Consider the following 22,401-nt stretch of genomic DNA (forward strand, 5'->3'; position numbering starts at 1 on the left):
GCACTCTGATGTCCCAGAGGAACAGCGATGTGTCCGCGCAGGTCGCGGCGGAGCTCACCTGTGCCGCCGGGAACGTGCCGTTCACCCCCGGGCAGGCCCGGGCGTGCACAGTCCGCGAGGTGCTGGACCGGGTCGGCGGCAAGTGGAGCATCGGCATCCTGGTGGCCGCGTCGAACGGTCCGGTGCGCTTCACCGAGTTGGAGCGGCACATCGAGGGCATCAGCCGCCGGATGCTCACCCTGACCCTGCGCAACCTGGAGCGCGACGGTCTGCTGCACCGCACGGTCTATCCGACAGTGCCGCCGAAGGTGGAGTACACGGCCACGCCGATGGCGCTGGAGCTGTACGAGTCGCTTGTGGCGTTGACAAGTTGGGCCGAACGGCACCGCGGGGCCATCACCGAGGCCCGGAACAGGTACGACGCCGAGCACGCCGGTTGAACCGGACCCCGGGTGTGGGGAACGCCACCACGTTCGTCTGACCGATCGGTCAGGATCTGACCGATCGGTCAGGCATGCTGGTTCACGGAGGTGGACCGGTGATGGCCAGAGCGGTGTCCGAGACGCACGGTGAGATCCTCGCCGCGGCGGCGCGACGGTTCGCGGTGACCGGCTACCGGGGCACCTCGTTGCAGGACATCGCCCGCGAGGTCGGCTGCTCCAAGGCCACCGTGCTCTACCACTTCGCCAACAAGGAAGCCCTGCTCGCCGAGCTGATGGCGCCAGCGATCGGCGTGCTGCGCGACCTCGACGACCAGCTCACCGGCCGGACCGGCGCGGCCGCCCAGGAGGTCGCCGCCCAGGGCTTCGTCGACCTCGCGGTCCGCTTCCGCCGGGAGATCGCGGTGCTGCGCGGTGAATTCCCCGAGCTGCTGTGCCAGCCGGCGTTCGCGCACATCCAGCAGATCTCCGACCGGCTACGGGACGCGTTGGCCGGCCACTCCGACCGACCGGGCGCCCGGATCGCCGCGCTGGTGCTGCTGGCCGGCATCTCCGAGGCGTGCGCCGAGTTCGCCGACATCCCCGACGACGAACTGCGCGCCGCCCTGCTCGCCCTCGTCCGGCGGGCCGTCGAACCCGTCGACGCACCCTGACCCCTCCCACCCACGACCGAGGACAAGGACTCCTGATGGCCACCCTGCTCTACCGGCTCGGCCGGGGCGCGTTGCGCCGGCGACGGCTCGTCGTCGCGCTCTGGCTCGTCGTACTCGTCGGCGCCGGCCTGGCCGCCGCCACCCTGCGCGGCCCGACGGCGAGCAACTTCACCATGCCCGGCACCGAGAGCCAGCGCGCGCTCGACCTGCTCGCCGAGCAGTTCCCCGCGGCCAGCGGCGCGACCGGCACCATCACGGTCAAGGCGCCCGGGGACGGCCAACTCGCCACCCCACAGGGCCAGGCCGTGGTGCAGGAGCTGGTCCAGCAGGCCGGGACGCTGCCCGGCGTGGTCGGCGCGGTCAACCCGCTCCAGGTCGGCGCGGTCTCGCCCAACGGCAGGTACGCGCTGGTCCAGGTCCAGTTCGCCACCGGCGCGGACGAGGTGACCGACGAGCAGAAGACCGCGTACGAAGAGGTAGGCGCGGCGGCGAAGGCGCAGGGTTGGCAGGTCGCCCCGGGCGGCGAGGTGCTGGGCGGCGAGCCGGAGATCGGCTCGACCGAGGCGCTCGGTGTCGTGGTCGCCGCGATCGTCCTGATCATCACCTTCGGCTCGCTGGTAGCCGCCGGAATGACAATGCTCAACGCGCTCATCGGCGTGGGCGCCGGCATGGCCGGGCTGTTCGCGCTGAGCGGTGTCGTCCAGTTGACCAGCACGGCGCCGATCCTGGCGCTGATGCTCGGCCTCGCCGTGGGCATCGACTACTCGCTGTTCATCACCTCCCGGCACCGGCAGAACCTGCTCGACGGCCTGCCCCCGGACGAGGCCGTCGGCCGGGCCGTGGGTACCGCCGGCTCCGCAGTGGTCTTCGCGGGCGCCACGGTGGTCATCGCGCTCGCCGGACTGGCGGTGGTGGACATTCCGTTCCTCACCGTGATGGGTCTCGCCGCCGCCGGCACGGTCACCGTCGCCGTGCTCGTCGCCATCACCCTCCAGCCGGCGCTGCTCGGCTTCGCCGGCCGCCGGGTGCTCCCGCGCAGGCTACGCGCCGTCCCCACCGACGGCGCCGCCACCGACGGCGCCGTCACCGACCGCACCGCCACCGACGAGGACGACACGGACGTCACCGACCGGCCGGCCGCGACGACCACCACCACCGAGCAGAACCGGTTCGGTTTCCGCTGGGCGCGCCTGGTCACCCGGTTCCGCGTACCTGTCATCCTGGTCGGCCTGCTCGGCCTGGGGCTGCTCGCGCTGCCCACGCCGGACATGCGGCTGGCCCTGCCGGGCGCCGCGACGGCCGCCGTCGGCTCCCCCGCCCGGGTGGCGAACGACCTGACAGTCGAGGGCTTCGGACCGGGCTTCACCGGCCGGCTCGCTGTGGTGGTCGCCGGTGACTCGCCGCAGGCCACCTCGGCCGCCGTACCGCAGGTCACCGCGCTGCTCCAGCGCACCGACAACGTCCTCGCGGTGGCACCGCCCCAGCTCAGCCCGGACGGCCGGACCGCGCTGCTCGGCGTGGTGCCGAAGACCGGCCCGACCGACGAGGCCACCGAGACGCTCGTGCACGACATCCGCGGCTCGGTGAGCGGCATCCGCGACGCGGACGTGCTGCTCACCGGCGTCACCGCGATCGGCATCGACGTGTCCGAGAAGCTCTCCGACGCGCTGCCGATCTACCTGCTGCTTGTGGTCGGGCTCTCGGTGCTGCTGCTGATGCTCGTGTTCCGCTCGCTGCTGGTGCCGGTCAAGGCCGCGCTGGGCTTCCTGCTCACCGTCGCCGCCACGTTCGGCATCACGGTGGCGGTGTTCCAGCAGGGCCACCTCGCCGACCTCGTCGGCCTGGACACGCCCGGCCCGCTGATCAGCTTCCTGCCGATCCTGCTCATCGGCATCCTGTTCGGCCTCGCGATGGACTACGAGGTGTTCCTGGTGTCCCGGATGCGGGAGGACTTCGTACACGGGAAGACCGCCAGGCAGGCCACGATCAGCGGCATGGGCCACGGCGCCCGCGTGGTCACCGCCGCCGCCCTGATCATGATGTCGGTGTTCGGGGGCTTCGTCTTCCTCGACGACCCGGTGATCAAGTCGATGGGCTTCGCGCTCGCCATCGGCGTGGCCATCGACGCCTTCGTGGTCCGCATGACAATCGTCCCGGCCGTGATGTCCCTGCTCGGCGACCGCGCCTGGTGGCTGCCCCGCTGGCTCAACCGCGCCCTGCCGAACGTCGACATCGAGGGCGAGGGGCTGCGTACCCACCTGACGAACCAGACCCCCACCCGGGTCTGACGCGTCCCGACCACTGAAGGTGCGGCGCCCGCTCGGGCGCCGCACCTTCCGGCACCACTCACACGCCGGCCGGGTACGTCTCCATCTCACCGGCGACTGCGGGGACCGCCAGCGGATGCAGGGCCGTCGTCTCGTCACACCAGATGAGGGCGTCGTAGCGCTCCCCCAGCCGGGTCGGCACGTAGTTGCCCCAGGACTCGAAGGACGGGTCGTAGACCACCCCGATCGCCCGGTGATCAGCGGGTTCGGTGACCCAGTCCGGCTGGTCGTCGCCGCCGAAAACGAGCACCGCCCGCTCCGGCATCAGCTCGTGCAACCGCCGTTCCACAGAACCCTCCCGCGCCGGCGGCACCACAATCGCCTCGGCGGGCGAGCCCCACCGGGGGGCGGCGATCACCGTGCCCCGGTAGGTGCCGAACCCGATCAACGCCACCGCGTCGTCGCCGTGCCGCTCGCGGGCCAACTGACCAATGTTGACCATGCCGTCCGCGGCCATGTCGGTGGCCCGCGCATCCCCCACGTGCGTGTTGTGCGCCCAGACGATCCCGCGGGCGTCCGGGCCGTAGCGTTGCAGCAGCCGGTCCAGGGTGTCCTGCATGTGGGTGTCACGGATGTTCCACGAGTCCGGGCCGCCGGCCACCATCGCCCGGTAGTACCGCTCCGCGCCGGCCACCACCTCCGCGTTCTGCCAGGCCGAGAAGCGGTCCGGACCGTCCGACATGGCCTGTTCCCGGGTACGCGCCAGCAGCCTGACAACCTCCTCCTCGCAGCGCGCGGAGACGAACCGGCTGGCCGCGCCGTACTCCTCGACCCGCTTGCCGTACGGCTCGAAGCACCGGTACGCGTCCTGCGCCGCCTCCAGCGAGGTCGGGTCCTCCTCCCCCAGGTAGTCGAAGATCGCCTGCATCGACTCCCAGAGGCTGTAGACGTCGAGCCCGTGGAAACCGGCCCGCCCGTCCTCCGGCCGCTCCAGATTCCACGCCCGCAGCCAGCGGCAGAAGCGCGCCACCTCGGCGTTCGCCCACATCCAGGTCGGCCACCGCTCGAAGTGTTCCAACGCCGTCTGTGGATCGGGGGCCCCGCCCGGCGCGGCGGTGACCGAGCGGTGCACCCGGTCGCAGTCCGGCCAGTCGCCCTCCACCGCCACGAACGAGAAGCCGCACTCCGCGATCAGCCGACGGGTGAGCTGCTCGCGCAGCCGGTAGTAGTCGTAGCTGCCGTGGGTGGACTCGCCGATCATCACCACCCGGGCGTCCCGGACGCGCTCCAGCAACGGGTCGAAATCGCTCGGCGCGCCGAGCCGCTGAACCAGCATGGCAGCGGCTACCCGGCGGTCGCGCCGGCAAACCGTCGGCGCGTCGCCCACCGACACGCCGTGCGCGTGTACGGCTGCGGCCAACGGGTAGCCGACCGGCATGACCGTCACCGGCGTGCAGTTGCAGGAGTACCTGGCCGGCCTCGACTACCCGGTCTCCCGCGAGGACCTCGTCCGCTGGGGGCAGGAGAACGGGGCCAGCACTGCCATGTTGCAGATGTTGCGGGCGTTGCCGGCCGAACAGTTCGAGTCGCCGTCCGACCTGAGCGAGGCGCTGACCACGCTCGCGTGACTGGCCGGTCACCGCGCGTGCAGCAGCCGGAACAGCACAAGCCACTGCTCCGGCCAGACGTACCCCACGGGGGTGTCCGACGCGATGCGTGTCGCGCGCAGAGCGGCCGCGACACGGGCCGGCGGGTGGTGCCGGCGCAGGGTCGCGGCGAGCGAACCGCCGACACCCTCGAAACCCCACCCCACGAGCCTTCGGTACGCCGGCAGAGCCGCCACCGGCAGCAGCGGCTCCGGCCGTCGCTCGATGCGCAGGATCCCGGCGTCGACCGCCGGCACCGGCCGGAACGCGGTGCGCGGCACCCGCCCCGCCAGCCGCCACCCGAACTCCGGCCACGTCGACACGGTGAGCCGGGTCCACCTGCCGTAGTCGCCGCTGCGTCGGCGCGCGTACTCCAGTTGGGTGAGCAGGGTCGCGGACCGCAACCGGGGCGCGGCCAGGCACCACCGCACCACGGCGGAGGTCAGCGACCACGGGATGTTGCCGACCACCGCGAACGGCTCCGGTGGCGGCTCGGCGGCCAGGAAGTCCGCCTGCCGGTGCTCCACGTTGGACAGCTCCGCGCAGACGGTGGCCAACTCGCGGCGGACGGCCGGGTCCACCTCGTACGCCGTCAGCCGCCCGCACCGGGCCGCGAGCGGTCGGGTGAGCTGGCCCCGGCCGGCGCCGACCTCCAGCAGGAGCCCGTCCGGATCGGGGTCGGCGGCGCGGACCACCCGCTGCACGGCCGCGCGGTCGACGAGGAAGTTCTGGCTGAGTACGCGACGGGACCTGTCGCGTTCGGTTGATCGAAACGGGCGGGGCGCCACGGGTCGTCGTCCTGTCTGTCGCCACTCGGCGACGGGCTGGACAGGCAGCAGGAATTGCCGGACCTGTCCGAGTGGATCGGGACTCGGACGGCCCTGGACGATGCGCGGGTACGCGATGACGAGGCGACAGCCTCGCGCCGTGGCGAAGGATCAGCGGCGGCGGGGCGTCAGCCCCGGCGCACCGCGACGTGGACCGATCAGCGGCAGGTCACGTCCCAGCCCGTCAGGGCCGGACGCCGGACGCGCGGACGGGACACCAGCAGGGCACCCCAGGCGGCCGGCGTACCGACCCCCTCGATCAGGGCATGCGTGATCATGCCGGCCACCCTACCGACCCCCACCCCAACTCCCCACCCATTTCCCGCCCCCACCCACCCACCCCTCCCCCCCCTCCCACCCACCCACCCTCCCAGGCGTGGCCTTGCGGCGGTGATCAAGAGGTTTGGGTCATCCCGCACGGCGCGTCGTGACGCAAACCTCTTGATCACGAGGGTGGGGGTTGGGGGGGTGGGGTTGGGGGGTGGGGTTGGGGTTACGGGAGGGGGATTGTGCGGGATTCTGTGCGGGCGGTTTCGGCGGCGGCGAGGATCGTGACGACCTCACGGCCGAAGCGGACGTCGCAACGGTGGTCGCGGGCGCCGGTCCGCACCTGCTCGACGAGCTGGTCGATCGCGACACCGAACGCCGTCGCGGCGTCGTTCTCCCCGTAGGGGACGGTCTCGATGCCGTTCTCGCCGTAGAACACGAACTCCCGGGCCATCGCCTCGCGCGGGGCATCCAGGGACAGCGAGGCGCTGCTGGTGGCACCGCCGTCGTGGGTGAGCAGCAGGTGCACCATCCCGCTCGGCCCGTCCATCGCCGCCACCTGGGTCACCCGCCCCAGCACCGGCAGGAGAATGGAGAGCGCGTGCGGGGCGATGTCCCAGAGCGCGCCGTGCTCGCGGCGCCACAGCGAGCCGCCGTACGGGCTGCCGTCCTGGAAGATCGACGCGAACGCGGTGGTGCGGCCGTGCTGCCAGCCACCGGCGGCGGCGGTCGCGGCGAGGAACGCGGTGACGTTCGGCTGGAACCGCTGGGTGAAGAACACGACCGAGGCGACCCCGGACGCCTCGGCGGCGGCGACCACCCGGTCGGCATCCTCGACGGTCAGCGCCAGCGGCTTGTCCAGCAGCAGGTGACGGCCGGCGGCGGCGGCACGGACCGCGATGTCGGCCTGAACGTCCGGCGGCAGCGCGACGGCGATCGCCTCACACTGCTCGATCAGCGCGTCGACGTCAGCGTACGCCGGCACCCCGTACCGCTCGGCAAGCGCCGACGCGCGCTCCGGGTTACGTCCCCACACGCCGACCAGCTCCGCGTCCGGATGTGCGTGCAGCGCCTTACCGTGCGTCTCGATCGCCCAGTGACCGGTGCCGAACAAACCGAACCGCAGCACGTGTACCTCCGCTTTTTCCCCGCACCGTGACAACGCCACGGACGCGATCCACGCTAGTCGCCCCACCAGGGTCACCGGCGGCGGGTCGCCAACCACAAGCAGCCTGACACCCCCGCGAGCAACGGACGGCACGTCCCAAGGCCGCCGGTCACGGGCCGCCGCGGGCCGCCGCCCCGGATCGTCGATCGCGAGGCCGTGGATCGCGGCTGTCGGCAGGCAGGCCATCCGTGCCGCTTGATCGTGCTCGATCCAGGAAACAGTGGCCTCAAGCGCAGTCGAAGCCACTCTTTCCTGGATCGAGCACGATCAGGGCGGGCTGGGCGGGCAGGGCGGGCAGGGCGGGCAAAGCGGGCAGGGCGGGCCCGGGGGGTTGCTCCATTCGTGGGGGCGGCTCTACAGGGGGCGTGTGCACCTCGGCCGGCGGCGGGCGCGGCGAGGCAGGTCAGCCGCTTACTACGACGGTTAGTAGGCTGTGCCGGTGATTGAGGCAACGACCGGGTGGGGCCGATGACGAGCGCGGCGGCCGACTCGCCGGTGGACGGGCTGCTCGCGACGGCGTCGATAGTGCTGTCACTGCTCGTCGCCGTGTGGGCGCTGGTCGCGGCGGTACGCCACCGGCCGCCGGACCGGGTGCAGTTCAGCGGTCTGGCCGTACTGGAGTTGGCGCTGCTCGCCTTGGGGGTGCTGGCCCTGGTCGCTGTCGGTGGCGGGGACCGGCCGGGCGAGCCCGGCGCGTTCTACGGTTACCTGGCCACGCTTGTCTGCCTGCCACCGCTGGCCTGGGTGCTGGCCCGGATGGAGCCGACCCGCTGGGGATCGGCGATCGTCTGCGCGGTGTGCCTGGTCGCGCCGGTCGTGGTGGTCCGCCTGCAGCAGACCTGGGAGGTCCTCGGTGGTTGAGACACGACCGACCCGACGCGCCACGAACGCCGGACCGGGCCGGCTGCTGATCGCGGTCTACCTGCTCTTCGCCATCGCGGCGACCAGCCGGGCAGGACTGCAGATCGCCACCAAGTTCGACGAGGCCCCGGTGGCGTACCTGCTCTCCGCCCTGGCCGCGCTCATCTACATCGTGGCCGCGGTGGGTCTGGCCGGTGCCGGGCACACCGGCCGCCGGGTGGCGCTGGCCTCCTGCTCGGTGGAGTTGGTCGGGGTCGTGGCGGTGGGCATCCTGAGCGTTGTCGACAAGGACCTGTTCCCCGACGAGACGGTGTGGTCGCAGTTCGGCAGCGGGTACGGCTACATCCCGCTGGTGCTGCCGGTGCTCGGCCTGTTCTGGCTCTGGCGGACCCGCCGCGCCCCCGCCTGAAGCGGGGACGCGGCGGTGGCGGGTCAGGCCCGTGGGCCGCCTGCGACGTAGATGACCTGACCGGAGACGAATCCGGCCCCCTCGCTGGTCAGGAACGAGATGGTGTGCGCGACGTCCTCCGGACGACCCGGGCGGCGTACCGGGATCTCGGCGGCGGCGTGCTTCTGGAGATCCTCGAAGTCGACCTTCATGCGGGCGGCGGTGGCCGCGGTCATGTCGGTGACGATGAAGCCCGGCGCGACCGCGTTGACTGTCACCCCGAACGGCCCCAGTTCGATGGCGAGCGTCTTGGTGAAGCCCTGCAGGCCCGCCTTGGCCGCCGCGTAGTTCGCCTGACCCCGGTTGCCCAGCGCGGAGGTGCTGGAGAGGTTCACGATCCGCCCCCACTTGCGCTCCACCATGTGCTGCTGCGCGGCCTGGCTGAACAGGAACGCGCCCCGCAGGTGCACCCCCATGACCGTGTCCCAGTCGGCGTTCGTCATCTTGAACAGCAGGTTGTCGCGGAGCACGCCGGCGTTGTTGACAAGCACTGTGGGTGCACCCAACTCGGCCGCGACACGGGCCACCGCCGCCTCGACCTGGTCGCGGTCGGAGACGTCGGCGCCCACGCCGAGCGCCCGGCCACCGTCGGCGGCGATGGCGTCCACCGTCTCCTTGGTGGCGGCCTCCTCGATGTCGACCACGGCGACGGCCATCCCGTCGGCGGCCAGCCGTCGGGCGGTGGCCGCGCCGATGCCGCGTGCGGCTCCGGTGACGATGGCGACGCGGGGCTCCTCCGACATGATTACCTCCCGGTAACGTGGGGTCGATCGGAGGAGCTTAACGTCAGAACCCCGGACCCCGGCATAGGCGAATCCACCGGTATCCGTGCCCGGAGACCTTCACCGCGCCGAGCTTGCCCAACTCGCCGTAGCCACGGTCGGTGAGCACGTCGATCGGCAGGTCGGCCTCCGGTTCGAGGCTGCTCAGGTCCACCTCGACGTCGTCGGTGCCGAGGTTGTGCACGAAGACCATCGTCCCGGTCGGCCCGTCCGCCCGGTGTGCCAGCACCCCGGCCGGCATGGCCACGTCGATGTGGGTGGTCGAGCCGGAGCCGATCTCGGGGGCCTCGCGCAGGGTCCGGATCATGCGCTCGAACCAGGCGAGCAGCGACCTCGGGTCGCCGCGCTGGGCGGTGACGTTGACGTTCTGGTAGCCGAACTCACCCTTGTCGATCACCGGGCGGACCAGCTTCTCCTCCTCCGCCGTGGAGAAGCCGGCGTTCGGCTTGTACGACCACTGCATCGGGGTACGGATCGCCTCCCGACCGGGCAGCGACAGGTCCTCGCCCATCCCGATCTCCTCGCCGTAGCGCAGCACGGGCGTGCCCCGCATCGAGAACTGCAGGGCGTACGCCAACTCGATGCGCCGACGGTCGTTGCCGAGCATCGGGGCGAGCCGGCGACGGATGCCCCGGTCGTAGATGCGCATGGTCTCGTCCGGGCCGAACTGCTCGTACACCTCGTTGCGCTGTTCGGTAGTCAACCGGGACAGGTCGATCTCGTCGTGGTTGCGCAGGAAGGTGGCCCACTGCCCACCGACGGGCAGCTTCGGGGTGTCGCGCAGCGCCTCGATCAGCGACTCCGGGTCCTGCCGGGCCAGGGCGAGCATGAGCCGGCCGTTGAGCATGAAGTCGAAGAGCATGTGGATGCGGTTGCCGGAGCCGCTGGTGTCGCCGAAGAACGTGGGCAGTTGGTCCGGTTCGACGTTCGCCTCGGCGAGCAGGACGGCGTCGCCGCGCCGCCACTGCACGTGCTGGCGCATCTCGGTGAGGAACTCGAAGTCCTTCGGCGAGTTCGGGTTGCCCGGCTCGGTCAGCTCGATGATGAACGGCACGGCGTCCATCCGGAAACCGGAGACCCCGAGCTGGAGCCAGAACGACATGATCTTCTTGACCTCGGCGCGGACCTGCGGGTTGGCGAAGTTGAGGTCCGGCTGGAACTTGTAGAACCGGTGGTAGAACCACGCCTTGGCCGTCCGGTCGTAGCTCCAGGTCTCCTTCTGCTCACCGGGGAAGACCATGCCCTGGTGCCTGTCGTCCGGCTCGGTGTCGGACCAGACGAACCAGTCGCGGTACGGCGAGTCAGGTGACGAGCGGGCGGACTGGAACCACGGGTGCTCGTCGGAGGTGTGGTTGACCACCAGGTCGATGATCACGCGGATGCCCCGGTTCTCCGCCTGGTGCAGCAGCTCGGCGAAGTCGCCGAGGGTGCCGAAGCGCGGGTCCACGTTGTAGAAGTCGGTGACGTCGTAGCCGTCGTCGCGGTTGGGTGACGGGTGGATCGGGTGCAGCCACAGGCAGGTGACGCCCAGCCGCGCCAGATAGTCCAGTCGACCGATCAGCCCACGGATGTCACCGACACCGTCGCCGTCGGAGTCGGCGTACGTGTCGATGTCGAGGCAGTAGACGACGGCTTCGGAATACCAACGGTCACCCATGCCGGAGGAACATCTCCGGTCGATCACCACGGCAAACCCGGGCGGCGGGGCCGGGTGAGGTTGGTTACCGTGCCGGTCATGGAGATCGACCTCGTACCGCCGAGCGAACCGCTGGACTGGGCCCGGGGCGTCTGGCTGCGCCCACCGGTCCGCGCCGAGGACGGCCCGGCCGGCGAGCTGGTCGTCGAGGCCGGTGCGGAGACCGACTTCTGGCGGCGGACCAGCTACGGCTTCGTCCACGACAACGGGCCCGCTCTGCTGGCGCCGCTGCCGGTCGGCGCCGCCATGGAGGTGAGCTTCCTCCTCGACTTCTCGGCGCAGTTCGACCAGGCCGGTGTGCTCGTCCGGGTGGACGAGTCGACGTGGGTCAAGGCGGGCGTCGAGGTGAGCGACGGCGAGGCCCAGCTCGGCGCGGTGGCGACCCGGGAGTTTTCCGACTGGTCGGTGTCCCCGGTCCCGGGGTGGGCCGGCCAGGAGGTGACAGTGCGGGTCAGCCGGGCAGGCGACGCGCTTACCGTGCGGGCCCGCGTCGCGGACGCGGCCTGGCGACTGGTCCGCCTCGCACCGATGGATCCGGCGGCCGAGGCCATGGCCGGCCCGTTCTGCTGTGCGCCGACACGTGCCGGCCTCACAGTGGTCTTCACCGGCTGGCGGCAGGGCCCGGCCGACGCCGCGCTGCACCCGGAGGGCTGACCCGGCCCCTGCGCCTGACGGGCTGACCGGCAGGCGTGGCACGACTCACCTGCAGGTGTGCCACGCCGACCGCTGGGTATGACCTTCCGATCCCCGGTAGCCGGCTCGGAAGGACGACCAATGGCGTACGCCCAGACTGGTGACCCGTCCGAGTTCACGGGCCTGACCGGGTGGGTGGCGGCGGTGATCGAGGCGATGGGCCCGGTAGGCGTGGCGCTGCTTGTCGCGTTGGAGAGCATCGTCCCGCCGATCCCCAGCGAGATAGTGCTGGCGCTGGCCGGCTTCCTGTCCCACGAGGGCAAGTTCAACGTCTTCGTCGTGGTGCTGGCAGCGACGGCCGGCTCGTTGGTCGGCGCGCTGGTGCTCTACTGGCTCGGCGCGGCGCTCGGCGAGGAACGGCTCAAGCGCTGGCTGGACCGGATCCCGCTGGTGGACCGCGACGACCTGGAGAGGGCCGACCGCTGGTTCGAGCGGCACGGCCGGTGGGCGGTGTTGATCGGCCGGGTGGTGCCTGTGGTCCGCAGCCTGGTCTCCGTCCCGGCCGGCGCCAACCGGATGCCGCTGGGCGAGTTCGTCCTCCTCACCACGATCGGCAGCGGGGTGTGGAACGCCCTCATCGTGGGTGCCGGTTACGCGCTGGGCAGCCGCTGGCAGGACGTCGCCCGCTACAGCGACTGGTTCAACTACGCCATCGGGGCGGTCTTCGTCGTGATGGTGGTCCTGTGGGTGATCCGCAAGATCCGCCGCCGTCGCACGCGCGACGACCGGCGGTCGGTGACCGCCGGTCGTTGAACCGCGTTCCGCTCAGCCGGGCAGCGCGACGGGCTGCTGGGGCCGGCGCAGCACCGCCTGCTCCAGCGCCGACCAGGCGGTCGTCGTCACCAGGTAGATCAGCGCCGCGAGCGGCAGCACCAGCGCCACAAGCACTGTCGTGAACGGCAGCAGGGGCAGCAGCCGGCCGAGCGTGGCGGCACCCGGGCCCTCGGTGGGCGTACCGGCCACCGTGCCGACCGCCGCCTGCGCCCGGCGGGCCCGGCGCGACGACCACCAGGCAAGCACCAGCAGCAGGGCCAGCAGGGCGACGAAGAGCGGTCCGGCCGCCCCGGCCAACCCGTCGCTCACGTGGTGGCCCAGCGGCACCCCGGCCAGCCGCTCGTCCAGCAGCCCTGTGCCGCCCTCGTCGGTGGCGAACAGCCGGTACAGCACCAGCAGGAACGGCGCCTGGAGCAGCAACGGAAGGCAGCCGGCGATCGGGTTCGCGCCGGCGGAGCGGTAGAGCGCGAACACCTCGCGCTGGAGGGCCGCCGGGTCGTCGGCGTACCGCTGCTGGAGATCGCGCACCTGGGGGGCGAGCGCCGCGCGGCGCCGTTCCCCGCGGACCTGCGCGACTGTCAGCGGCGCGATGAGCAACCGGACGGCGATGGTGAGCAGCACGATGGCGGCGACGGTCGCCGTGCCATCGGCGAACGGTTCGAGCAGATCGGTGAGCCAGGACAACGCGGTGCCGGCGGCGCCGACGACGCTGTGCAGTGGTGCGAAGGCGAGCATGGGAAACCCCTCGGTCCGATTCCGGTGGGTCCTCCCCCGGCGGCGACCGCCGGCACGGAGGACCGGTGACTGCGGGATCGGCCGCGCGGCGGTGTGGCGCTACGCGGCCGAGGGGCGTCCGGGCGCGCGGGGGCGAGGTCGGCCGGCGGCGTCCGGGTCGATCTGACGGGGAACCCGGCGACCTCGGGCGCGGGCACGCAGCCCGGCCCAGCGTCGCGCGACGCCTGGCGCCCCCGCCTGGCCGACAACGTGCGCGGCGAGCAGCGCGGTGAACAGGACCAGAGCGGTCAGGGCGGCCCCCGCCAGCAGGTCGGCCGGGCGGTCCGCAAGCATGGTGAGCTGGGCGAACGCGGACATCCACGCGACCCAGAGGAACCCCAGCGGCACCGGCACGGGCTCAGCATAGGACCCGCTGTCGCGCCGTCCGGCCGAATCGCGATCGCCCCGACCGGCTCAGCCACGCGCACACGGGCCAGTAGTGGCCGACACGCGCGGGCCGCGCGCCGTTCCACGTTTCCGGGCGTTGCCACTGTGGGTAACCATGCGGCCGACCGACGCGGACGGACCGCGAGAGGCAGAAACGGACGGTGGTGTCGCGATGACGGGCCAGCTGGCGGAGGCATCCAGCGGGACGACCGCGGGAACCGATGTGCTCACCGTGGGTGTCGAGGAGGAGTTCCTGCTCGTCGACCCGCACACCGGAGCCGCGGTGCCCGCCGTCGACCTCGTGCTGGAGCAGGTGCCGGCGGAACTGCGCGGTCAGGTGGAGCGCGAGTTCCAGACCAGCCAGATCGAGATCGGCACTCCCCCCGGCCTCGAGCTGTCCTCGATCCGGCACTCCCTCGGCGTACTGCGTAAGGCGCTGAGCGACGCGGCCGAGCGGGCCGGCGTACGGCTGCTGGCCATCGGCACCGGCCCGGTGGACGGCCCGGTGCCGCCGGTGGTCGACAAGCCCCGCTTCGACCGGATGATCGAACGGTTCCGGCTGCTCGTTCCCGGCCCCGGCAACAACGGCATGCACGTGCACGTGGGCATTCCCGATCCGGAGACCGGCGTGCAGGTGCTCAACCACGTCCGGCCGTGGTTGCCGATGCTGCACGCCCTCACCACCAACTCGCCGTTCTCCCGTGGCGAGGACACCGGCTACGCGAGCTGGCGCTCGGTGGAGTGGGAGCGCTGGCCGTCGGTGGCGCCGACGCCCTGGTTGGAGTCGCACGAGCACTACCAGCGGCTGATCCGTCAGTTGATCTCCAGCGGGGTGATGCTCGACGAGGGGATGCTCTACTGGTACGCCCGGCTGTCGGCGAAGTACCCGACCGTGGAGCTGCGGATCGGCGACGTCTGCCCGACGGTGGACGACGCGGTGCTGGTCGCCGCGCTGGTCCGGGCACTCGTGGCCACCGCCATCGCCGACGTCGAGGCCGACCGGCCGGCCCTGCGGACCGACCACCACCTGCTGGTCGGCGCGCACTGGCGGGCCGCCCACGACGGCCTGGAGGGCGACGGCGTCGACGTCACCACGGGCGAGCTGCGCCCGGCCTGGGAGCTGCTGGACGGGTTCGTGGAGCGGCTGCGGCCGGCGCTGGAGCAGCACGGCGACTGGGCGGAGGTGTCCGACCTGCTGGGCGGGCTGCGCCGCCACGGCACGGGCGCGGCCCGGCAGCGCGCCGTGTACGCCCGTACCGGACGGCTCGTCGACGTGGTGCAGGACGTGGCGCGACAGACCCGCGGCTGAACGCGCCCGTGACAGGATGATCCCGTGGCGCAACGACTGATCGTCATCGGCGGGGACGCCGCCGGCATGTCGGCGGCGTCCCAGGCGCGACGCCGCCGTGGCAGCGACGACCTGGAGATCGTGGTCTTCGAGCGGGGTCACTTCACCTCGTACTCGTCGTGCGGCATCCCGTACTGGATCAGCGGGATGGTGTCCGGCCCCGAGGAGTTGATCGCGCGGACGCCGGAGACGTTCCGCACGCAGTACGCCATGGACGTGCGGATGCGCCACGAGGTGACGGCCATCGACCTGGAACGCCGCGAGGTCGTCGCCCGGGACCTGGAGGGCGGCGGCGAGGTCCGCGAGCGCTTCGACGACCTGGTGTACGCCGCGGGCGCGGTGCCGGTGCAGCCACCGTGGGCGGACACCGACGCGGGCGGCGTGTTCGGGATGCAGACCCTCGACGACGGCGCGGCCCTACGCGCCTGGCTGGACGCCGAGCCGCAGCCGCGCCGGGCCGTGGTCATCGGTGGCGGGTACATCGGCGTCGAGATGGCCGAGGCGCTGATCGAGCGCGGCCTCACGGTGACCCTTGTCGAGGCGGGCGAACAACCCATGGCGACGGTGGACGGCGACATGGCCGAACTCGTCGCCGAGGCCATGCGCGGCCTCGGCGTCACGATCCGCACCAGCCTGCCGGTGACCGGCCTGGAGCAGCGGGACGGCCGGGTGTCCGCGGTGGTCACGGCCGAGGGGCCGATGCCTACCGACGTCGTGGTCCTGGGTCTGGGCGTACGCCCGAACACCGCGCTCGCCAAGGCTGCCGGCTTCCCGATCGGGCCGACGGGTGGCATCCGGGTGGACCGCCGGCTGCGGGTGCCGGGACTGCCCGGGGTCTGGGCCGCCGGCGACTGCGTGGAGACGCTGCACCGGGTCAGCGGAATGCCTGTGCACGTGCCGCTGGGCACGCACGCCAACAAGCAGGGCCGGGCGGCCGGAATCAACATCGGCGGCGGGTACGCGACCTTCCCGGGCGTGATCGGCACGGCGGTGACCAAGGTCTGTGACCTGGAGGTGGGTCGCACGGGCCTGCGCGAGCGGGAGGCCGAGGCGGCAGGCTTCGAGTTCGTCTCGGTGGTGGCCGAGTCGACCAACCGGGCCGGCTACTACCCGGGCGCGCGGCAGATGACCGTCAAGTTGATCGCCGAGCGACCCAGCGGCCGGCTGCTCGGCGCGCAGATCGTCGGCTGGTCCGAGGCTGCCAAACGGATCGACACGTTGGCCGTGGCGCTGTGGAACGGCATGACGGTGGATGACATGACCGCGCTGGACCTCGGCTACGCTCCGCCGTACGCGCCGGTCTGGGATCCGGTGCTGATCGCCGCCCGAAAGGCGGTCGACGCGCTGGCCGCTCTCGACCGCTGACCCGCGTCCGCCGTGGAGGACCACCCCGTGACCCAGACTCCGACCAGGTCGGCAGCGCGCCGACGCCCGACAATGGTCGATGTCGCCCGGCACGCCGGGGTCAGCCTGAAGACGGTCTCCCGGGTGGTCAACGACGAGCCGGTGGGGCAGGAACTGCTCGGGCGGGTGCTGGCCGCCATCGCCGAGCTGGGTTTCCGGCGCAACGACATCGCGCGCAACCTGCGCTCGCGGCAGCTCAACGCCACAGTCGGGCTGCTGATCGAGGAGATCGCCAACCCGTTCTACGCCACCATCGCGAGCGTCGCGGCAGAGATCGCCGCCGCGCACGGCACCATGTTGATCACCGCCTCCTCCGAGGAGGACCCGGAGCGCGAACGCGCCGTCCTCCAGGACTTCACCCAGCGCCGGGTCGACGGGCTGCTTGTGGTGCCGGCCGGTGACGACCACTCGTTCCTGCGCCGCGAGGTCGAGCTGGGCATGCCTGTGGTCTTCCTGGACCGGCCACCGCAGGGGCTGCTCGCGGATGCCGTGCTGCTGGACAACCGCGGTGGCGGCCAGGCCGGGGTCGGCGCGCTGCTCGACGAGGGGCACCTGCGGGTGGGTCTCCTGCTCGGCGCGCCGAGCGTCCCCACCATGCGTGAGCGGCTGGTCGGCGCGCGGGCCGCGCTGGCGGCGGCCGGGGTCGAGCCGGACGACGCACTGGTCCGCGACCGCCTGATCGCTCCCGAGGACGCCGGTCGGGCTGTCGCCGCGCTGCTCGACCTTCCGGACCCGCCCACCGCGTTCTTCTGCGGCAACAACAGGCTCACCGTCGGCGCTCTCGCCGAGCTGCACCGGCGGGGCAGCGACGCGGCGTTGGTCGGCTTCGACGACTTCGAGCTGGCCCACCTGATGCCCCGGCCGTTGCGGGTCGTCGGGTACGACACGCGGGAGCTGGCCCGGGTAGCGACGGAGCGCCTGTTCCACCGCATAGCCGGCGACGACTCCCCGCCGTCGACCACAGTGCTCCCGACCCGCCTCCTCCGCCGCGGCCTGACACGCCCCTGACCCCCTCGCCCGGGTCGATCATGGAGTTGATCGACCCGGCAAGGGTTTAGCCCGCGACGGCGAGGAGGGCGTCTACCTCCGGCTTTCGGGGTGGGTCGGCGCCCCGGTGGGCGCAGGTCAGCGCCGCGACAGTCGCGGCCTGGCGCAGCACAGTGCTCCACTGCTGCTCGGTCACCGCCGCGAGCCGGTCGGCCGGCCGGTCACCGAGCGCGTCGACGTCGGCCAGCGCGGCCAGCAGGCCACCCGTGAACGAGTCGCCGGCGCCGACGGTGTCGACAACCGTGGTGCGTACCGCCTTTTGTTCGTGCAGCGCGCCGTTCGGGGCGAGCAGCAACGCGCCCTCGCCGCCCCGGGTGACCACTCCGCAGGCCACCCCGGCCTCGCGCCACTCGGCAAGCACGTCGCCCACCGAGCGGTCCGGGTAGAGCCAGGCCAGGTCCTCGTCGCTGGCCTTGACCAGGTGCGCGAGGCGGATCTGCCGGCGTGCCCGCACCTGCTCCGCGGCCCGGTCCGTGACGATGCTCGGGCGTAGGTTGAGGTCGATCGAGATGGTCAACCCGTCGCGGTCGCGTTCGCGGGAGAGCAGACCCTCCAGCACGTGCGCGCCGGGCGCGAGCGCGAGCGCGAGCGACCCGGTGTGCAGGGCCGTCGCCGACGATCCGGCCAGCTCGGGCAGCTCCTGCGGGGTCCACTGCCAGTCCGCCGTGCCGTCGAGCCGGAACTCGTAGCTGGCCTGCCCGGCCGCGTTCAGGGTGGCCACCGCGACCGAGGTGGGCTCCTCGGCGTGGACCGCCCACCGCAGGTCCACCCGGTTGGCCGTCAGGTGCTCGGCGATCTGCCGGCCGTACCCGTCGGGGCCGAGCCGGGCCAGCAGCCGTACCGGCTTGTCGAGCCGTGCCAGGGTGACCGCCACGTTCGCCGGGGAGCCACCCGGCACGGCCCGCTGCCCGTCGGCGGTGACCACCAGGTCGATGAGGGCCTCACCCGCGACCACGATCATGCGGTCACCGTGCCCGGGGCGAGCGGACCGGGGCCACCGAGCCCGTCGGCCGAGCGGGACAGCAGCACCGCCTGGTACGCGTGGTAGACGTCCGGCCGGCCGTGCCAGACCGTGTCGGCGGGCAGGTTCTCCGCGTCCAGCTCGTGCCGCCAGCCGGTGCCGTCGATGAGGTAGCGGCGCGCGTACGCCCAGAAGACCCGGTACCAGTCGGCGTAGACCGCGTCGCCGGTGCGACGGTGCAGGGTGATCGCCGCGCCGATGGCCTCGGCGAGCACCCAGTGCATCCGGGAGCGCACCACCGGCCGGTCGTCCCAGTCGATCGTGTAGACGAAGCCGTCGGCGCCGTCGACAGCCCAGCCGCGCCGCACGGCGGCGGCGAACAGGGTACGGGCGTCGGCGACCAGCCAGCCCGGTGGCTGCTGCAGGACCGCCTCCAACTCCAGCAGCAGCCGGGCCCATTCCAGCCAGTGGCCCATCGTCGAGCCGTACGGCCGGAACGGGTCGGCGGGCTGGTCCCGGTTGTAGTCGAGCAGTGGCGTCCAGTCGGCGGTGAAGTGCTCGGGCAGTCGCCAGTCGTGCCGGGCGGCCTCGGTGTGCACCAGGTGGGTGGCGATCCGCAGGGCCCGGTCGGTCCAGCTCGCGTCGCCGGTGGCGGCGGCAGCGGCGAGGAACGCCTCGACCATGTGCATGCTGCTGTTCGCGCCTCGGTAGTCCTCGGTGACCGTCCAGTCCCGGTTCCACGATTCGCGGACCGCGCCGGCGTCGTCGTCCCAGAACCGGTCCCGCACGACTGTCAGCACGTCGGCGAGCAGGCGGTCGGCGCCGGGTCGCCCGGCCCGGGTGGCGCTGGACGCGGCGAGCAGCACGAACGCGTGGTCGTAGCCGGCCTTGCGCTCGTCGGTAGGTGTGCCCTGCTGGTCCACTCCGCCGAACCAGCCGCCGAACCTGTCGTCGCGCAGCAGCGTGCTGAGCGCGGCGACGCCGTGGTCGACGAGGGCGGCGGCATCCGGGTCGCCGCCGGAGTGGGCGAGCGCTGCCACGTGCGTCATCCGGCAGGTGATCCAGGTGTGGAGAGGCTCGCCACGGTCCGGGGTGCGGTCGTCGGTGAGCCACCAGAACCCGCCCTCGGGGCGGACCGCGCGGCGGGCCGTGTCGAGCAGCGTGCGGGTCTGGTCGGCGAGGAACCCGTCCAGGTCGGGCAGGTCGGGCGACCCTGCGGGAGCGGGGGTCGTGGCGGCGTCGGGTCGGGGCAGGTCGGTCATCTCAGCTGGTCACCGTCGGGTAGGAAAGGGGCATACGGCCAGAATCGGCGGACGGACCGGGTTCGCGTCGGGAAACCCGCCAACGGGACACCGTAAACCGGCCTGTCGCGCCGGGTAAGAGCAAGAGGATCATGTGTACGATTCCTCCCGCCTCGCCCGTTGACATCGTTGTCAGGTCTCAACCCTGCTCCGACGGCCGGCCGACTGTCAATTGCGCCTGCGTCACACCCGCCTGGCTGAGCGACCACTCAGCGTCCTCGGCGTCGGTGGTCCCTGCCCGGCACGCCGCACCACGGGCCCCGCTCAGTAGTAGTCGTCGATCGGCCGACGTGCATCCTCGAACAGCGCCGGCCCCTCGTAGCGGACCGGAGGCAGCGGCGGGGTGGCCGGCTTGACCTCCTCGAACTGCTCGCCGGACAGGGCGTACACCACCCGGCCGAGGCCGGACCTGTCGATCGCGGTCGCGCACATCGGGCAGGGCTGGCAGCTCGTGAACATCGTGGTGCCGGCGGCCGCCTCCGGGGAGAGTTGCCGGGCAGCCCAGCGCGCCAGCTTCAGCTCCGGGTGGGCGGTGATGTCCGAATCCGAGACCACCGTGTTGTGGTCCTCGATCAGGACGACGCCGTCCGCGCCGACAAGCAACGAGCCGAACGGCCGTTCGCCCGCGGCACCGGCCCGGCTGGCGATGTCGACGGCGCGGCGGAGAAACGTCTCGTCCTCAGGGGTCATGAGTCCACGCTAGCCACAGTGGACCTGGCACGCGAACACTGTCGACTCGACACGGGCAAGGCCCCAGGATGACCGGATGGATCTGCCTGAGGGACTTGCCTGGATACGAGGGTCAGCGGGCGGCCGGGCCTGGCTGGCCACGCTCCCGAGGTTGCTTGCGGAGTGCGCCGAGGGGTGGTCGCTGCGACTGGGCCCGCCCTTCCGGTACGCGTACGCCTCCCTCGCGCTCCCCGCCGACCTGCCCGACGGCACGGCGGCGGTGCTCAAGCTCCAGTTCCCGGCCGAGGACAGCCAGCACGAGGCCCACGCGCTGGCCCACTGGGACGGCGACGGCGCAATCCGGCTGCTCGCGCACGACCCGCAACGGCACGCCCTGCTCGTGGAACGCTGCCGACCCGGCACACCGCTGTACGAGCTGCCGACGGACCGGGCACTGGACGCGGCGATCGACGTGCTGCCCCGGCTCTGGCGGCCGGCCGGCGCACCGTTCACCCCGCTCGCCGCGGAGGCGGCCGGCTGGCTCGACCGCATCCCCCGAAGCTGGGAACGGACCGGCCGGCCGTACGAGCGGCGACTGCTCGACGCGGCGTGCAGCCTGCTCGTCGACCTGGCATCGAGCCAGGGCGAGCAGGTGCTCGTCAACCAGGACATGCACGCCGGCAACGTGCTCGCCGCCGACCGCGAGCCATGGCTGGTGATCGACCCGAAGCCACTGAGCGGCGAACGGGAGTTCTCGGTCGTGCCGCTCGTGCGCGGTCAGGAGCTGGGGCACTCGCCGGCCGCCGTCCGGCACCGGCTCGACCGGCTCAGCACCGAGCTGGGGCTGGACACCGAGCGGGTACGGGGTTGGACGATCGGCCACACCATGGCCTGGAGCATCGACGGGGACGTCGTCTTCCCGCACCAGATCGAGACCGTCCGCTGGCTGCTCGACGGCGAGTGAACCTCCGGCATTGCGCCGATGATCGCGCTCGATCCAGGATGTAGTGGCCTCCGCGCTCCGACAGGCCACTACATCCTGGATCGAGCACGATCATGCCCACGGGAGCAGGCGGCGGCGGGCGGCGGCGGGCGGCGGCGGGCGGCGGCGGCGGGCGGCGGCGGGCGGCGGGCGGCGGTTCAGGCGGGTTGGCAGGTGCGGCACCAGTAGAGGTTGCGGCCGGCCAGCTCGCCTCGGCTGACCTCGGTGCCGCAGACGTGGCAGAGCCCTCCGGCGCGGCGGTAGACGTACACCTCGCCGCCGTGGCGGTCGACCCGCGGCGGCCGACCCATCGCCTCCGGCAGGTGCACGGCGCGGACCGTGTCGATCCGCCCCTGCCGCAGAGCGAGGCGCATCAACTCGACCAGGTCGGCCCAGAGCGCGTCCCAGCCGACTCGGGTCAGCCCTCGGCCCGGCATGGTCGGCGGCAGCCCGGCACGGAAGAGCGCCTCGGTCACGAAGATCAGCCCCGTGCCGGCCACCACCGACTGGTCCAGCAGCAGCGCCGCGAGGGGCGTCGGGCTGCGGGAGATCCGGGCGTACGCCCGCTCGGGGTCGGCGTCGGCGCGCAGCGGGTCCGGTCCGAGGCGCTCGCGCAGGGCGCTGACCTCGGGCGGGGTGAACAGTTCGCAGGCGGTGGGCCCGCGCAGGTCGAGCCAGTGCCTGTCACTGGCCAGCCGCAGCCGGAGCTGGCCGACCGGATCGGGCGGCGTCCCCGGCCCGTCGGTGAACTTTCCGTACAGGCCGAGGTGCACGTGCAGGGTCAACTCGTCGGCGTAGTGGTGCAGGAGATGCTTGCCGTACGCCTCGGTGCTCTCCAGGACGGTGCCGGAGAGGCGGGCGGCCCCCTCGGCGAAGCGGCCCTGCGGGCTGGCGGCGTGCAGCTTGTCCCCGGCGAACAGCTCGGCGTGCCGGGCCGCCAGGCGATGAATCGTGTGTCCCTCTGGCACGGGTGCCAAGGATAGCCAGCGCGGCGGCTGGGTGCGCC

At 72.4% G+C, this 22,401-nt stretch carries 22 protein-coding genes and 2 pseudogenes; 13 read left to right on the forward strand and 11 right to left on the reverse strand.

Translation table 11 applies throughout. The features are described 5' to 3' along the window. The first annotated feature begins 5 nt into the window (after nucleotides 1–5). The 4 genes and pseudogenes from OOJ91_RS15870 to OOJ91_RS34605 form a co-directional block, all read left to right on the forward strand. Nucleotides 6–440 carry a winged helix-turn-helix transcriptional regulator gene (locus OOJ91_RS15870; protein WP_266249721.1) on the forward strand — a complete coding sequence of 145 codons (435 nt, stop codon included), beginning with the start codon at nucleotides 6–8 and terminating at the stop codon, nucleotides 438–440. A gap of 101 nt (nucleotides 441–541) precedes the next feature. Beyond that, entirely contained in the window at nucleotides 542–1,093 is a 552-nt protein-coding gene (locus tag OOJ91_RS15875; RefSeq protein ID WP_266245773.1) for a TetR/AcrR family transcriptional regulator, read from the forward strand. 35 nt (nucleotides 1,094–1,128) lie between these two features. Further along, a pseudogene (locus OOJ91_RS34600) lies at nucleotides 1,129–2,134 on the forward strand (MMPL family transporter); the annotation flags it as partial. A 125-nt stretch (nucleotides 2,135–2,259) separates the two neighbouring features. Beyond that, a pseudogene (locus tag OOJ91_RS34605) lies at nucleotides 2,260–3,381 on the forward strand (MMPL family transporter); the annotation flags it as partial. A 58-nt stretch (nucleotides 3,382–3,439) separates the two neighbouring features. On the opposite strand, the gene OOJ91_RS15885 reads toward OOJ91_RS34605, so the two are convergent. After that, nucleotides 3,440–4,696, reverse strand: a complete 1,257-nt coding sequence (locus OOJ91_RS15885) for an erythromycin esterase family protein (protein ID WP_266249724.1) — start codon at nucleotides 4,694–4,696, stop codon at nucleotides 3,440–3,442. 100 nt (nucleotides 4,697–4,796) lie between these two features. Here OOJ91_RS15885 and OOJ91_RS15890 point away from each other — a divergent pair, with 100 nt between their 5' ends. After that, nucleotides 4,797–4,988: a DUF2795 domain-containing protein gene (locus tag OOJ91_RS15890; protein ID WP_266245775.1), complete on the forward strand. Its 192-nt coding sequence runs from the start codon at nucleotides 4,797–4,799 to the stop codon at nucleotides 4,986–4,988. A gap of 8 nt (nucleotides 4,989–4,996) precedes the next feature. Here the strand turns inward: OOJ91_RS15890 and erm are convergent, their stop codons facing one another. Both erm and OOJ91_RS15900 read right to left on the reverse strand, forming a co-directional pair. Further along, nucleotides 4,997–5,794, reverse strand: coding sequence for an ErmE/ErmH/ErmO/ErmR family 23S rRNA (adenine(2058)-N(6))-methyltransferase (erm, locus tag OOJ91_RS15895; RefSeq protein ID WP_266245776.1), 798 nt, complete (start codon nucleotides 5,792–5,794; stop codon nucleotides 4,997–4,999). A 532-nt stretch (nucleotides 5,795–6,326) separates the two neighbouring features. After that, entirely contained in the window at nucleotides 6,327–7,229 is a 903-nt protein-coding gene (locus OOJ91_RS15900) for a Gfo/Idh/MocA family protein (RefSeq protein ID WP_266245777.1), read from the reverse strand. Nucleotides 7,230–7,736: 507 nt separating this feature from the next. Here OOJ91_RS15900 and OOJ91_RS15905 point away from each other — a divergent pair. Beyond that, a complete protein-coding gene (locus OOJ91_RS15905; RefSeq protein ID WP_266245778.1) occupies nucleotides 7,737–8,129 on the forward strand; it encodes a hypothetical protein in 393 nt (130 codons plus the stop codon). After that, nucleotides 8,122–8,538: a hypothetical protein gene (locus OOJ91_RS15910; protein ID WP_266245779.1), complete on the forward strand. Its 417-nt coding sequence runs from the start codon at nucleotides 8,122–8,124 to the stop codon at nucleotides 8,536–8,538. Before OOJ91_RS15905 ends, OOJ91_RS15910 begins: the two co-directional genes overlap by 8 nt. A 23-nt stretch (nucleotides 8,539–8,561) precedes the next feature. Here OOJ91_RS15910 and fabG read toward each other — a convergent pair whose 3' ends face one another. Further along, complete coding sequence (gene fabG, locus OOJ91_RS15915) at nucleotides 8,562–9,320, reverse strand: 3-oxoacyl-ACP reductase FabG (RefSeq protein WP_266245780.1); 759 nt, start codon at nucleotides 9,318–9,320, stop codon at nucleotides 8,562–8,564. 43 nt (nucleotides 9,321–9,363) lie between these two features. Next, nucleotides 9,364–11,016 carry an alpha-amylase family protein gene (locus OOJ91_RS15920; protein WP_266245781.1) on the reverse strand — a complete coding sequence of 551 codons (1,653 nt, stop codon included), beginning with the start codon at nucleotides 11,014–11,016 and terminating at the stop codon, nucleotides 9,364–9,366. A gap of 78 nt (nucleotides 11,017–11,094) precedes the next feature. Between OOJ91_RS15920 and OOJ91_RS15925 the strand changes: the two genes are divergently transcribed. Together OOJ91_RS15925 and OOJ91_RS15930 are read left to right on the forward strand one after the other, a co-directional pair. After that, nucleotides 11,095–11,709, forward strand: coding sequence for a DUF1349 domain-containing protein (locus OOJ91_RS15925; RefSeq protein ID WP_266245782.1), 615 nt, complete (start codon nucleotides 11,095–11,097; stop codon nucleotides 11,707–11,709). A gap of 120 nt (nucleotides 11,710–11,829) precedes the next feature. Next, complete coding sequence (locus tag OOJ91_RS15930; protein WP_266245783.1) at nucleotides 11,830–12,501, forward strand: DedA family protein; 672 nt, start codon at nucleotides 11,830–11,832, stop codon at nucleotides 12,499–12,501. A 12-nt stretch (nucleotides 12,502–12,513) separates the two neighbouring features. On the opposite strand, the gene OOJ91_RS15935 is transcribed toward OOJ91_RS15930, so the two are convergent. Further along, a complete protein-coding gene (locus tag OOJ91_RS15935) occupies nucleotides 12,514–13,257 on the reverse strand; it encodes a YidC/Oxa1 family membrane protein insertase (RefSeq protein WP_266245784.1) in 744 nt (247 codons plus the stop codon). Nucleotides 13,258–13,356: 99 nt separating this feature from the next. Continuing rightward, the gene (locus OOJ91_RS15940) at nucleotides 13,357–13,650 is read right to left on the reverse strand and encodes a DUF6412 domain-containing protein (protein ID WP_266245785.1); all 294 of its coding nucleotides are present in this window, start codon (nucleotides 13,648–13,650) and stop codon (nucleotides 13,357–13,359) included. Between the two features lie 205 nt (nucleotides 13,651–13,855). Here OOJ91_RS15940 and OOJ91_RS15945 point away from each other — a divergent pair, with 205 nt between their 5' ends. The 3 genes from OOJ91_RS15945 to OOJ91_RS15955 all read left to right on the forward strand — a co-directional run bounded on the left by OOJ91_RS15945 (nucleotide 13,856) and on the right by OOJ91_RS15955 (nucleotide 17,443). Then, the gene (locus OOJ91_RS15945) at nucleotides 13,856–14,992 is read left to right on the forward strand and encodes a carboxylate-amine ligase (protein WP_266245786.1); all 1,137 of its coding nucleotides are present in this window, start codon (nucleotides 13,856–13,858) and stop codon (nucleotides 14,990–14,992) included. A gap of 24 nt (nucleotides 14,993–15,016) precedes the next feature. Then, entirely contained in the window at nucleotides 15,017–16,396 is a 1,380-nt protein-coding gene (locus tag OOJ91_RS15950; protein WP_266245787.1) for an FAD-dependent oxidoreductase, read from the forward strand. 72 nt (nucleotides 16,397–16,468) lie between these two features. Then, on the forward strand, nucleotides 16,469–17,443 hold the full coding sequence (locus OOJ91_RS15955; RefSeq protein ID WP_266249726.1) for a LacI family DNA-binding transcriptional regulator: 975 nt from the start codon (nucleotides 16,469–16,471) through the stop codon (nucleotides 17,441–17,443). Between the two features lie 46 nt (nucleotides 17,444–17,489). On the opposite strand, the gene OOJ91_RS15960 is transcribed toward OOJ91_RS15955, so the two are convergent. The 3 genes from OOJ91_RS15960 to OOJ91_RS15970 all read right to left on the reverse strand — a co-directional run bounded on the left by OOJ91_RS15960 (nucleotide 17,490) and on the right by OOJ91_RS15970 (nucleotide 20,434). After that, nucleotides 17,490–18,443 (reverse strand): carbohydrate kinase family protein, encoded by a 954-nt coding sequence (locus tag OOJ91_RS15960; protein ID WP_266245788.1) that lies wholly within the window; start codon nucleotides 18,441–18,443, stop codon nucleotides 17,490–17,492. Beyond that, nucleotides 18,440–19,705 (reverse strand): AGE family epimerase/isomerase, encoded by a 1,266-nt coding sequence (locus OOJ91_RS15965; protein WP_323178483.1) that lies wholly within the window; start codon nucleotides 19,703–19,705, stop codon nucleotides 18,440–18,442. Before OOJ91_RS15965 ends, OOJ91_RS15960 begins: the two co-directional genes overlap by 4 nt. A gap of 303 nt (nucleotides 19,706–20,008) precedes the next feature. After that, nucleotides 20,009–20,434 carry a nucleoside deaminase gene (locus OOJ91_RS15970; RefSeq protein ID WP_266245789.1) on the reverse strand — a complete coding sequence of 142 codons (426 nt, stop codon included), beginning with the start codon at nucleotides 20,432–20,434 and terminating at the stop codon, nucleotides 20,009–20,011. Between the two features lie 76 nt (nucleotides 20,435–20,510). Here OOJ91_RS15970 and OOJ91_RS15975 point away from each other — a divergent pair, with 76 nt between their 5' ends. Further along, complete coding sequence (locus tag OOJ91_RS15975; protein ID WP_266245790.1) at nucleotides 20,511–21,377, forward strand: aminoglycoside phosphotransferase family protein; 867 nt, start codon at nucleotides 20,511–20,513, stop codon at nucleotides 21,375–21,377. A gap of 176 nt (nucleotides 21,378–21,553) precedes the next feature. Here the strand turns inward: OOJ91_RS15975 and OOJ91_RS15980 are convergent, their stop codons facing one another. After that, nucleotides 21,554–22,363 (reverse strand): Fpg/Nei family DNA glycosylase, encoded by an 810-nt coding sequence (locus OOJ91_RS15980; protein ID WP_266245791.1) that lies wholly within the window; start codon nucleotides 22,361–22,363, stop codon nucleotides 21,554–21,556. Nucleotides 22,364–22,401: the final 38 nt, after the last annotated feature.

Origin of the sequence: Micromonospora lupini (assembly GCF_026342015.1) — a bacterium.
GTDB lineage: Bacteria > Actinomycetota > Actinomycetes > Mycobacteriales > Micromonosporaceae > Micromonospora > Micromonospora lupini_B.